Consider the following 12,027-nt stretch of genomic DNA (forward strand, 5'->3'; position numbering starts at 1 on the left):
AAAAATAAGTTTAAAATAAACCATAAATGATAGAATGCCAATACTAAAAGATACAGAAAGGGAACAGTTAAGACAACTGGTCAAAGCTTGCCTTCTTGAAATCAGCAAGTTAAAAATAGAACTTAAAAAATGTCAGAAGGAATCAAAAGACAACCGTAAATTAGATAATAGCGCAATAAATGAAAAAAATAATGAAATTCAGGAACTTAAAAAAACATTAGAGCAAAAAGAAAAGAAGATTGAACAACTCACAGGTGTTTTGGATAAAAAAGATACTGAATTAGAGGAATCAAAAAAGATAAAGGTTTATTTTGACGCGCTTACAGAAAGACCTAAAAAAGATTTAACATCATTCCAATCACAAGTTTATCAACTACTTAGCTTCAAAAAAAGCACTGCTGAAGAGATGTATGGTGATATTACAAGTATAATATTTAAAGAACTATCTCTTGATAATTTTAATAGTATTTTAAGAAATTTAGAGAGGAAAGGTTATTTTAAATCATTTGAAGAGGATGGGGAAGTTTTTTGGCAGAAAATAGGGAAGTAAAAACTATTTATATATCATATTAATTAATAAAGTGATAATGGAGGTTTTTTTATGGATATTGGAGACTATTATTCTAACTCTATTGAGGGATTTAGAAAAAACCCTAAGCTTGCAGTTCCTGTATTAGTAGGATACATAGGAATGTATGTTATTGCTCTAATATTAGGGCTGATAGTTATAGTCGCCTTATTTGGCATGGGATCGTTGAGCACTGGCCAATTTAATATAAATTCAATGAATTACACAAGTATTGGAACATTATTTGTATTTTATTTGGCGATTTTGGTTATTATTTTTGTTATCAGCTGTTGTATAGCTGCTGCAACTATTGGAATGTCTAAAAAGATAATTAATGGTGAAAAACCAGAGTTAGACGCAGGATTAAAAAGCATTAAAAAGTATATTATTAAAATAGCTCTTGTTTCAATTATATTTGGCCTTATTTTAGTGGTATTCACTTTGCCGGTGGTTGCAGGAATTGCTGTGGATTATATGTATGGCTTGTTTCCCGCTTTAACTATAATCGGAGGATTAGTAGCTGTATGTCTTTGGATTGTTACGTATATTCTTTTCATGTTTACATATCAGTCAATAATTGTAGGTAAAAAATCGGTAATAGGCTCTATAAAAGACAGTGTAAAAGTACTTAAAAAAAATTTATTGGAAGTAATTGTGGTGCTTGTTATTAATGCCGTTATTTTGTTAGGTATTGGTGCTCTTATGTTCTTTATAAACATGTTTTTAGGTTTAATACCTATTGTGGGTGCATTTATAGGCTTAATTTTGAGTTTAATAGTAAATTCATTGACATATCCTTACTTTACTCTTGTTCTTACATATCTATACATGGATAAAAAAGACAAAATAACAGCAGATAGCAGGTATATTGATTAATTTTTCCTAAGAACAGATGTTCAATTACTTCATTTTTTTAATTTTTTTATTTTAGTAATAGAGGGATAAAAAATAGAAAAATTACATCTTAAACACACCTTAATTTTAATAAATTCTATAATAATTTGTTTATTTATTAATTAAAGAATAATATAATTAATTTAACTTAAATTAAAGTGTTTAAGCTGGTTTAAAATGCGTAAAGCCTCTTATAAATGTTTATACAAAATTTTTAGAGTTTAAACAAGGAATTGTGTTTTTTATTCCAATTTAATAATTTTGTTTTTAGAGATTAAAACACAAAATAGGGTATTTAATAGAATAACAATAGTTATGGATTGATAAATATTTTGAAGGTATAAATTAACAGTATAAAAACATTTATCATCTCCTCTTTGGGAGAATGTAATTTAATTTTATTTTTATTAGTGAAAATAAGAACTAAAAGAGCTAATTTATAGTACCTCATTAGAATCTCTTCTAAATGCGTTTTAAATTTAAAAAAGAGCCCTAAATACTCCTTTTTTTAATATTAGAATCAAAAGATTTATATAGTTTCTTCATTTTATTAATATATGTTCTAAAATGTCTTAAATAATTCATTTGGCAATTAGAACATGGAGGCGGTAAAATTAAGCGACGATCTTTAAGTGCGATATTACTATTATCAATTATGGTAATTTGCACCGTTCCTTCATCCTGGAGCTTAGATAGCCAGGATGTATCGAAGGAGAGTCAAATTGCATTAAATTATAAAAATATTCCAACTGTAAGTGCTACATCTACAGTTAAAGTAAATGCAGCTTCTAAAATACGTAAAAAAGTCAAAGCAAAGAAAGTTACCAAACGTAAAGTAACTAAAAAAGTGAAAGCAGTCAAAAGATACAAAGTGAAAGTCAGATACTTCTACAAGGGTAAATGGAGAACTAAATATGTTTACAGGACTTACACACCTGTAGCAGTTTCCAGACCTGCACCAGCACCAGTAATCAGAGATGTTCCTTATTGGGAATGTTACGGACCATCAGCAAACTGCCAATCAGATAACGCAGATATAATATCCTACGCTCGTTATTTATCGACTATACCTAATCCAGATCCTCGTCCACCATTACCAACAGCAGTAGATTCACCAGGCGCTGAGCCACAGCAAAGCAATTATATTGACGAAACAGCTTATAATACTGCACATTCAGCATGGGAGAGCACAGAACCACAGCAACCAGGCGATGAGCCACAATTAAGTGATTATCCTGACGAAACAGCGTTTAATACTGCACATGCAACATGGGCAAGTCAAAGTGCTGCACATTCAGCATGGGCAAGCACAGAACCACAGCAAAGTAGCTATCTTGATACAGCAGCTTATAATGCTGCACATGCAACATGGGCAAGCCAGAATACGGCATATCAAGATTATTTAACAGCAAAAGCTGCTTACGATAATTGGAGCCCTACTGTAGTGGTTTCAGACTATCAAAAAGCAGTTAACATATTTGAAGAAGTTCAACATAAAACTGCGTATTCATATTATTATAATACGCAGCGTGGGGCATACCGTACGCTAACTGAAAGGTTAGCTAACTGTTGTGATCATGCACACGCAATAGTTGCTCTTGCAAGAGCAGCAGGACTTCCAGCAAGATACAAACATGGAGACTGTACATTTAACAGTGGACTGAGAACTGGACATGTTTGGGCCGAGATATGGGCAGACGGACGATGGTATTGCGCAGACGCTATTAGTTTGAGTAACTCACTTGGAACTATAAACAATTGGAATACAGGAACATGGACATTGAAAGGTATATATTCATCATTACCTTTCTAAATTCTTTTTTTTTATTTTTAGATTTTTTTAGGCTTATTTTTAATATCAAATTTACTAATCAAAAAGTATTTATAGAACTGCTAACCTACTGATAAAGTACAAAACAATAGAGGTTAGGAAAATCTTTTGATTTTCTAAACCACAAACTTTTAAAAAAATTTTGAGGTGATAATGTGGCACAATTAGGTGGTGGAAACCAACCGATATTAATTTTACCAGAAGGTACTAACAGATTATTAGGAAGAGACGCTCAAAGAATGAACATTATGGCAGGCAAAGTCCTCGCAGAAACCGTAAGAACAACATTAGGTCCAAAAGGAATGGATAAGATGCTTGTTGACGGACTTGGAGACATTGTAGTAACTAACGATGGTGTAACAATCCTTAGAGAAATGGATATTGAACACCCAGCAGCAAAAATGCTTGTTGAAGTTGCAAAAACCCAGGAAGATGAAGTAGGAGATGGAACAACAACAGCAGTCATTATAGCTGGTGAATTACTCAAAAAAGCTGAAAGCTTACTGGATCAAGATATACACCCAACCATAATTGCAATGGGTTACAGACAAGCAGCAGAAAAAGCACAGGAAATATTAAACGTTATTTCAATAGATGCTGATGACCGTGACACTCTCTTAAAAGTTGCAATGACTGCAATGACAGGTAAAGGAACAGAAAAAGCAAGACAACCATTAGCAGAACTTATTGTAAGTGCTGTAAAACAGGTTGAAGAAGACGGCGAAATCGACAAAGATCACATTAAAATAGAGAAAAAAGATGGTGCAGTAGTAGAAGAATCAAAACTAGTTCAAGGTGTAATCATCGACAAAGAAAGAGTACACCCTGGAATGCCTACAAAAATCGAAGACGCAAAAATCGCACTCTTAAACTCTGCAATAGAAGTTAAAGAAACCGAAGTAGACGCAGAAATCAGAATTACCGATCCTGCACAAATGCAAGCATTCATCGAACAAGAAGAACAGATGATAAAAGACATGATCAACAAAGTCGAAGACTCTGGTGCAAATGTATTATTCTGTCAAAAAGGTATTGACGACCTCGCACAGCACTACTTAGCAAAAGCAGGCGTCATGGCTGTAAGAAGAGTTAAAAAATCCGACATGGAAAAACTGGGTAAAGCAACAGGTGCAAAAGTTGTAACCAACATTGAAGATCTATCCTTCGGTGACCTTGGAGAAGCTGGAAAAGTTGCAGAACAGAAAATATCTGGCGAAGACATGATATTTGTTGAAGAATGCAAAGATCCAAAAGCAGTCACACTATTAGTCAGAGGTTCAACCAACCACGTTGTAGATGAAATCGAAAGAGCAGTAGACGACGCAATAGGCGTAGTTGCAGCAACAGTAGAGGACAAAAAGGTTGTAGCTGGTGGAGGAGCACCTGAAATAGCAATATCTAAGGGATTAAAAGAATATGCTGACACTATAAGTGGAAGAGAACAATTAGCTGTTACTGCATTTGCAGAAGCATTAGAAGTTGTTCCAAAAACACTCGCAGAAAACGCTGGACTTGACAGCATTGACGCTCTTGTAGATTTAAGAGCAGCACACGAAAAATCCTTATACATGGGATTAGACGTGTTTGAAGGTGATGTACGAGATATGTACAGAGCTGGAGTTGTTGAACCACAAAGAGTTAAAAAACAGGCTATTCAATCCGCTGCAGAAGCTGCAGAAATGATACTCCGTATCGATGATGTTATAGCATCAACAGGTACAAGAGCTCCTGATATGGAAGGAATGGAAGGTATGGGTGGAATGCCTGGCGGCATGCCTCCAATGATGTAACCATGCAAAAATTTTTAATTTTTGCATGCCTAAAATCAAAGCCTGGGAAAATTTTAAATTTTCGTGGCGTCAAAATTCGTAGAATTTTGACAGATTTTCGAGCATTTAAAGGCATTTGCCTTTATTCTTTTTTTATTTTTAAATTAAAGTTTAATTCTAATTATTTTATCGTCACCAGATTGAGGAACACCTCTACCGTCACGATTTGAAGTGGAAATATACAGATATCCTTTATGTTCAACAACTTCTCTGATTCTTCCTAAATTTGTAAAAAGTGCTTCTTCACCAGTTACAGTTTTACCGTCTGCAGAAAGGCTGATTTTACGTAACTGTGAACCTCTAAGCCCTGAAACATATAGATTACTATTATAATATGCTATTCCTGATGGTGCAAGTGTAAAATCAGTATAAAAAATCAATGGTTTAATATAACCTTGTGGGGAGTTATTCCCTTGATAAATGGGCCAGCCATAGTTTCCACCCTTTAATATAATATTTATTTCATCATATCTTGTTTCACCATGCTCTGATGAATACATTTCTTTGCTTTGAGGGTTCCATGTTATTCCTTGAGGATCTCTATGTCCATAAGAATAAACATAGTTTCCAAATGGATTATCTGAAGGTATTGTACCGTTTTTGTTTATTCTAAGTATTTTACCGCCTGTGGAATTGATATTTTGAGCTAATTGCTTGTTACCGGCTTCTCCTGTTGTAATATATAAAAATCCATCAGGTCCAAACTTTATGCGGCCTCCGTTGTGGATTTGGCCGCCAGGAATATTGTTAATTAGTATGGTTTCATTTTCTAATTTTTCATTTAAAGTGAATCTTGATAATCTATTGCTATTTTGCACTGTGTAATATAGATATATGAATCTGTTTTCATTGAAGTTTGGATCAACTGCAATTCCCAGTAAGCCAGATTCTCCTATTTGAGTGATATTTATGTTTCCTATTATTTTGGAGGTACCGTTCTTTAAGATGCTGACCTTTCCATTACGTTCAGTAAAGATCATTGTGTCATCTGGAAGAAAATCAATAGCCCAAGGAGTATCTAAATTCAACGCCATAACTTCTGTTTGGTAAGTAGGCTGATTTACAGGTTTTAAAATAAAAATTAGTGTAATTAAAATTAGAATAGTAAAAACAAAGATTATGATGTATTTATTTTTCATTTTTACAGTCCTTTTCTATATTTATTATATTTTATTTTGTATTTCATTTTATATTAAATCTGTCTTATATCACAAAAAATATCTAGTAAACAATGATCATCCAAAAAAGACACAAAAACCAGTTTTTTCCATAAATGCAAATTAATTTCTAATAGCTCCAACATAACTATCGTATGTTGGTGGTGAAGAAATTTTTAGATGAATACAAATTTTTCATAAAGAAAATGGGCTTAATCGGAATATCAAACTTTCTAATAACCATAACACCAGTTATTTTACTTCCAATTTTAACTCAAAACCTTCCAATTCAAGATTATGTGATTTGGGTACAATTTCAAATTACAATCACCTTAATTCCTGCTGTCGCTATATTGGGATTGCCTTACACCATGGTGCGGTTCATGTCCGCATCGAAAAGTAAGGAGAACATACAGGAATTCTTTTATTCATTCATGTTTACAGTTATGTTCGCCAGTTTAATTATGGCATTAATACTATTTCTTCTTGCAGGCCCCATTTCCAATGCTATATTCAATGGAAATATTGAAATTGGATTAATTTTACCTGCAACTGCATTTATGACAGCATTAACACTGCTTTTCTTTGATTTTTTCAGAGCATTCAACCAAATGACAAAATACGCTATATTAACAACATTACAGGCTTATTTAATTGTTATTATTGTTACAGCATTTGTTTTGCTTGGTTTTGGGATATTAGGGGCAATAGCAGGAATTTTTATCACCCAAGTTCTAATTTGCATAATCATGTTTATTTTAATTTCAAAACAAATCGGCTTTAAAATTCCTCAATTTAAGAATTTAAAGGAATTTCTATCTTTTGGATTACCTACAATTCCCAGTAACATGTCTTTTTGGATACTGGATGCTACTGATCGTTATGTAATTGGTTTGATGCTTGGCGTAACTGCTGTAAGCTATTATTCTGCAGGTTATACCATAAGTGCTTTAATGTCCCTTCTTACAGCACCTTTATACACAGTTCTGCTTCCCATCTTATCGGGCTATCATGCTGAAGGAAGAATTAAAGACACCAAATTTCTCTTAAACTACTCCATAAAGCTGTATTTGGTCATTGCTATACCTGCTGTTATTGGATTATCTTTCCTTTCAAAACCTCTTCTATTTATCTTATCTACACCAGAATTAGCCCTAAATGGATTCATGATAACACCAATTCTTGCTATAGGTGGATTATTCTTTGGCCTTTACTGTATTGTAACCCAAATACTTGTATTAGAGAGAAAAACCAGAATTACAGGTAATATATGGATTATTTCAACCATATTAAACATAGTCTTTGACATAACATTCGGATACCTATTTGGAATAATGGGAATTGCAGTAACTACACTGGCTATTTACTTATTCGCATTTTTAATCACAGTTTATTATTCATTTAAGTATATACGTTGTAATTTCTATTTTGGATTTATAACAAAGACCATCTATGCCGGATTTTTCATGGCAGCAGTTTTACTACTTTTAAATCCTTATGGAGTAATTAACATAGTAATTTCAAGTTTAGTCGCCTTTGCAGTGTATATGGTTAGTTTATGGCTTTTTAAAGGAATTAGAACCTATGAAATCAAATTTTTCATTGATGTTATAAAAGAAATATTTACCAATACCTACAAATCAATAACATCTTTAAAATAAATTTTATAATAAAAAATAAATTGATTTAAATATATTTAGGAGATGTATAAATGTCATTATTTAAAAGAACCAAGGGATATGAAGATATAAAACCAGAAGATACATTAAAATTATTTGAAGAAAACAAAGATAATCCCAGTTACGTTGCTTTGGATGTACGTTCCATAGAAGAATATAACCAGGGCCATATAGAAAATGCAGAGCTACTAAATGTTAATTCTAATGATTTTGAAGATGGACTGGCAAAAATGGATAAAAACAAAACTTATTTTGTATACTGTAAAGCAGGGCATAGAAGCAAAAAAGCAGCGAATTTAATGTTAAAAAACGGATTTAAAAATGTATATAATGTTCTTGGAGGATTTGACAAATGGAAATCAAAAAACTTACCATTTGAAAAATAATTAAGCTAACGGGGGATATCTATGAAAAGAGATATTATTAAAATTAATGAAGAAAAATGCACAGGATGCGGCGATTGCATTACTGGATGCCCTGAAGGAGCTTTACAGGTGATTGATGGGAAAGCCAGACTTATAAGCGATTTATTTTGTGATGGATTAGGTGCATGTATTGGAAATTGTCCACAAGACGCTATAGAAGTTGAACAAAGAGAAGCTGAACCTTATGATGAGGCTAAAGTCATGGAAAATATTGTAAAAGCAGGGCCTAATGTTATAAAAGCCCATTTACAGCATCTTCATGAACACTGCCAAGATGATATTCTAAAAGAAGCAACTGATTATTTAATGAATGAAAATATTGAAATCCCTGACTTAGAAGAAAAACCATTGGCATGCAGCTGCCCCGGAACAATGACTCAAGATATAAGCAATCAGCCAGAAAATAAAAGTGAAGCAATATTATTAAATGCAGAGCTTAAAAACTGGCCCATACAATTACAACTTTTAAATCCTAATGCACCATACTTAAAAAATGCTGATTTACTCATTGCAGCGGACTGCGCACCATTTGCGTACCCTAATTTCCATCAAAGGTTCTTAAAAGATAAAGTTTTAATAATTCTATGTCCAAAACTGGATAAAACAATAGATCAGTACGTGGATAAATTAGCTGAAATATTTAAAAAACAGGACATAAAATCCATTTCCATAGTACATATGGAGGTCCCATGCTGTGGAGGCATAGAAATCATTGTTAAAAGAGCATTAGAAAAAGCTCAAAAGAACATAATCATTAAGGACTACACTATTTCTATTAATGGACAAATAATATAAAATAAACAAAAAAATAAGGAAAATTTTACAGCTTAAAGCTGTAATTTAAATTTTAAAGGATTTAGTTGGACATTATGTGAACAGCTGCAGTTCCGCCAGTTCCACCAATATTGTGGGTCATACCGATTTGGGCACCTTCAACCTGTCTTTTACCGGCTTCGCCTCTAAGTTGCCATACAATTTCTGCTGCTTGAGCTATACCTGTGGCTCCTAATGGATGTCCTCTGGCTTTAAGGCCTCCAGATGGATTTACTGGGATTTGACCGTCTAATTCGGTCATACCTTCTTCTATTGCTATTCCGCCTTTTCCTTTTTCAACAAATCCAAGATCTTCAATTGCAAGTAACCCATTTATGCTGAAACAATCATGTACTTCTACTGCATCAATATCTTTTGGTCCAATGCCAGCCATTTTGTATGCATTTCTTACTGCATGTACTGTAGCATCAATAGTGGTTAAACTTTTCCTATCATGCAATGCCAGGGTTCCTGAAGCCTGTGCAGATGCTTTAATATAAATAGGTGTGTCAGTGTACTTTTTAGCTTCTTCTGCAGGGCATAAAATAGCTGCAGCAGCCCCATCAGATACAGGTGAGCAATCAAGAAGTCTTAATGGGTCTGCGACCATTGATGAGCCTAATACAGCATCTACTGATATTTCCATTGGATACTGGGCAAGAGGATTTTTAGCTCCATTTTTATGGTTTATAACTGAAACCATGGCTAATTGTTCTCTTGTTGTTCCATATTCATACATATGTCTTCTGGCCATCATAGCATAAAGCGATGGAAATGTAATGCCTTGCTGTGCTTCCCATTCTTGATCAGAAGCTGTAGCAATAGCTGGAGTTGGATCTACAACATCAGTCATCTTTTCAACACCAGCAGAAATAACTATGTCATGATACCCTGATGCAACGGCCATTATACCGTTTCTTAATGCTAATCCTCCTGATGCACATGCTGCTTCAACACGAGCGCATGGAATAGGGGTTAGTCCTGCATGATCTGCTATTAACGATGCAATGTGTTCCTGTTGAACAAAAAGACCAGCAGACATGTTTCCAACATACATTGCCTCTAAATCTGCTCCTTCTAAATTTGCATCTGCAACAGCCTTTAATCCGGCATCAGTTATTAAATCTCTAAATGATTCATCCCAGAGTTCCCCAAATTTAGTTTGTGAAACTCCGATAATTGCAACATCTCTCAAGGAATATTCCTCCAATTAAAAGTGTTTAATTTATTATTTCAATAATTTTATAAGTTTTTTATTTAGTTTTAAGTTCTATGCCATTCGTAGTTTGCCTTTAAATTTAGCATACATAGCATAATCAACGTAACTTTTGTTTAAGACCATTTCTGCAACTTTAGGGGCATTATCACGGTTTTTATCTATATCATCGTTTACTGTTATGCTGAATGCATCGCTTCCAGCACCAGATCCGTAGGATACAGCAAATATTCTGTCTCCGGGATTTGCAATATCTAATATTGCAGCTAATCCCAGTGGAGTTGCTCCAGAATAGGTATTTCCAATAATGGGTGTTAATAAACCTGTTTTTGACTGTTCATTGTTGAATCCGAGTTTTTTTGCAGCTTTAAGGTAAAATTTACCATTGGGCTGGTGGAAAACTACATGATCATAATCTGAAGCTTCAGTACCCATCTTTTCAAACATACCTTTTGCTGCAGATAACACGTGTTTGAAGTATGCTGGCTCTCCTGTGAACCGTCCTCCGTGGCGAGGATAAGGCTTCCCTTCTCGTCTATAAAAATCAGGAGTGTCTGTTGTAAAACTGTAAGTTCCTTCAAAATCGGCGATGGTGTTTTCTTTTCCAATTATGAATGCTGCTCCTCCAGCGGATGCTGTGTATTCAAGTGCATCTCCTGGAGCTCCTTGTGCAGTATCTGCCCCTACAGCTAATCCATAATCTGTGATTCCAGAGTCTACAAGTCCCATACATATTTGCATCGCAGCAGTACCTGCTTTACAAGCAAATTCTAAATCTGCAGATGTTAAATGTGGCGATGCTCCAATAGCTTCTCCAAGTATGGTTGCAGTGGGTTTTACTGCATATGGATGTGATTCTGATCCAACGTAAACTGCTCCAATTTCTTGAGGATTTATCATGGCTCGTTTTAGAGCATATCTTGATGCTTCCACAGAAATAGTTGCAGTATCTTCATCAGGGGCTGGAACAGATTTTTCCTGTACTACAAGCCCTCTGGAAATAGCTTTTGGGTCGTCCCCCCACACTTTGGCTATTTCTTCTACTTTTATCCTGTATGAAGGTATATAAACTCCATATCCTACAATTCCTGCCATTTAGTATCACGACCGTTAAATAATCAATTTTACAATTTAAATATTGTTTTTAAATTGCTAATATGTTTTAAAAATTTAAACAAAATATAATTTTTTGTATATAAAAAGTTAGTTGTATTTTGATTGCTTATAACAAACTTATAAACTTTACTATAAATATTATTAATAAAAAAGAGTTAACAGGACCTAATATTTAAAATTAGGTCATTATATTCTTATTTACTTAAAAAAAGTATTCATATTGAATATATTAATTCAAAATCCGAATATATAAAATTTTAGTTCCTTTAATAAATCCTACACCTGCTTCTGTTTCAATGGCAACATTCAAATAGTTATCTATGGCTAAAAGCTTACCTTCTTTGCTTTCATCATCTTTTTGCAGAATTTGAACATCTTTATTTTGAAACTGTAGTAGCTGTCTGTGAAGTGGATTTTCCTTTTTTTCTTCTGATCTAGCCGCTATAATTTTGCCTCTCATTTTATCATCATCACCATCATTAATCTAAAAAATATTTTG

The 12,027-nt window shown here is 33.7% G+C and carries 11 protein-coding genes; 7 read left to right on the top strand and 4 right to left on the bottom strand.

All coding sequences use genetic code 11. From position 1 onward, the window contains the following. Nucleotides 1–34 precede the first annotated feature (34 nt). The 4 genes from HZC47_06850 to HZC47_06865 all read left to right on the top strand — a co-directional run bounded on the left by HZC47_06850 (nucleotide 35) and on the right by HZC47_06865 (nucleotide 5,083). Entirely contained in the window at nucleotides 35–550 is a 516-nt protein-coding gene (locus HZC47_06850) for a hypothetical protein (protein ID MBI5680590.1), read from the top strand. Between the two features lie 51 nt (nucleotides 551–601). Next, nucleotides 602–1,444 carry a hypothetical protein gene (locus HZC47_06855; protein ID MBI5680591.1) on the top strand — a complete coding sequence of 281 codons (843 nt, stop codon included), beginning with the start codon at nucleotides 602–604 and terminating at the stop codon, nucleotides 1,442–1,444. A gap of 673 nt (nucleotides 1,445–2,117) precedes the next feature. Next, entirely contained in the window at nucleotides 2,118–3,275 is a 1,158-nt protein-coding gene (locus HZC47_06860; GenBank protein ID MBI5680592.1) for a transglutaminase domain-containing protein, read from the top strand. 173 nt (nucleotides 3,276–3,448) lie between these two features. Then, nucleotides 3,449–5,083 (top strand): TCP-1/cpn60 chaperonin family protein, encoded by a 1,635-nt coding sequence (locus HZC47_06865; GenBank protein MBI5680593.1) that lies wholly within the window; start codon nucleotides 3,449–3,451, stop codon nucleotides 5,081–5,083. 143 nt (nucleotides 5,084–5,226) lie between these two features. On the opposite strand, the gene HZC47_06870 is transcribed toward HZC47_06865, so the two are convergent. Next, nucleotides 5,227–6,261, bottom strand: coding sequence for a PQQ-dependent sugar dehydrogenase (locus HZC47_06870; GenBank protein MBI5680594.1), 1,035 nt, complete (start codon nucleotides 6,259–6,261; stop codon nucleotides 5,227–5,229). Between the two features lie 173 nt (nucleotides 6,262–6,434). On the opposite strand from HZC47_06870, the gene HZC47_06875 reads away from it, so the two are divergent. Genes HZC47_06875 through HZC47_06885 form a run of 3 tightly spaced genes read left to right on the top strand, consistent with a single transcriptional unit; the run spans nucleotide 6,435 to nucleotide 9,178 of the window. Continuing rightward, nucleotides 6,435–7,940 (top strand): oligosaccharide flippase family protein, encoded by a 1,506-nt coding sequence (locus HZC47_06875; GenBank protein ID MBI5680595.1) that lies wholly within the window; start codon nucleotides 6,435–6,437, stop codon nucleotides 7,938–7,940. Between the two features lie 50 nt (nucleotides 7,941–7,990). After that, a complete protein-coding gene (locus HZC47_06880) occupies nucleotides 7,991–8,344 on the top strand; it encodes a rhodanese-like domain-containing protein (GenBank protein MBI5680596.1) in 354 nt (117 codons plus the stop codon). Nucleotides 8,345–8,365: 21 nt separating this feature from the next. Beyond that, nucleotides 8,366–9,178, top strand: a complete 813-nt coding sequence (locus HZC47_06885) for a 4Fe-4S binding protein (protein MBI5680597.1) — start codon at nucleotides 8,366–8,368, stop codon at nucleotides 9,176–9,178. A gap of 61 nt (nucleotides 9,179–9,239) precedes the next feature. Here HZC47_06885 and HZC47_06890 read toward each other — a convergent pair whose 3' ends face one another. The 3 genes from HZC47_06890 to HZC47_06900 all read right to left on the bottom strand — a co-directional run bounded on the left by HZC47_06890 (nucleotide 9,240) and on the right by HZC47_06900 (nucleotide 11,988). Continuing rightward, nucleotides 9,240–10,391: a thiolase domain-containing protein gene (locus HZC47_06890; protein ID MBI5680598.1), complete on the bottom strand. Its 1,152-nt coding sequence runs from the start codon at nucleotides 10,389–10,391 to the stop codon at nucleotides 9,240–9,242. Between the two features lie 75 nt (nucleotides 10,392–10,466). Further along, nucleotides 10,467–11,507, bottom strand: a complete 1,041-nt coding sequence (locus tag HZC47_06895; protein ID MBI5680599.1) for a hydroxymethylglutaryl-CoA synthase — start codon at nucleotides 11,505–11,507, stop codon at nucleotides 10,467–10,469. A 250-nt stretch (nucleotides 11,508–11,757) separates the two neighbouring features. Further along, on the bottom strand, nucleotides 11,758–11,988 hold the full coding sequence (locus HZC47_06900) for an LSM domain protein (protein MBI5680600.1): 231 nt from the start codon (nucleotides 11,986–11,988) through the stop codon (nucleotides 11,758–11,760). Nucleotides 11,989–12,027: the final 39 nt, after the last annotated feature.

Source organism: Methanobacterium sp. (assembly GCA_016222945.1).
Taxonomy (GTDB): Archaea; Methanobacteriota; Methanobacteria; order Methanobacteriales; family Methanobacteriaceae; genus Methanobacterium_D.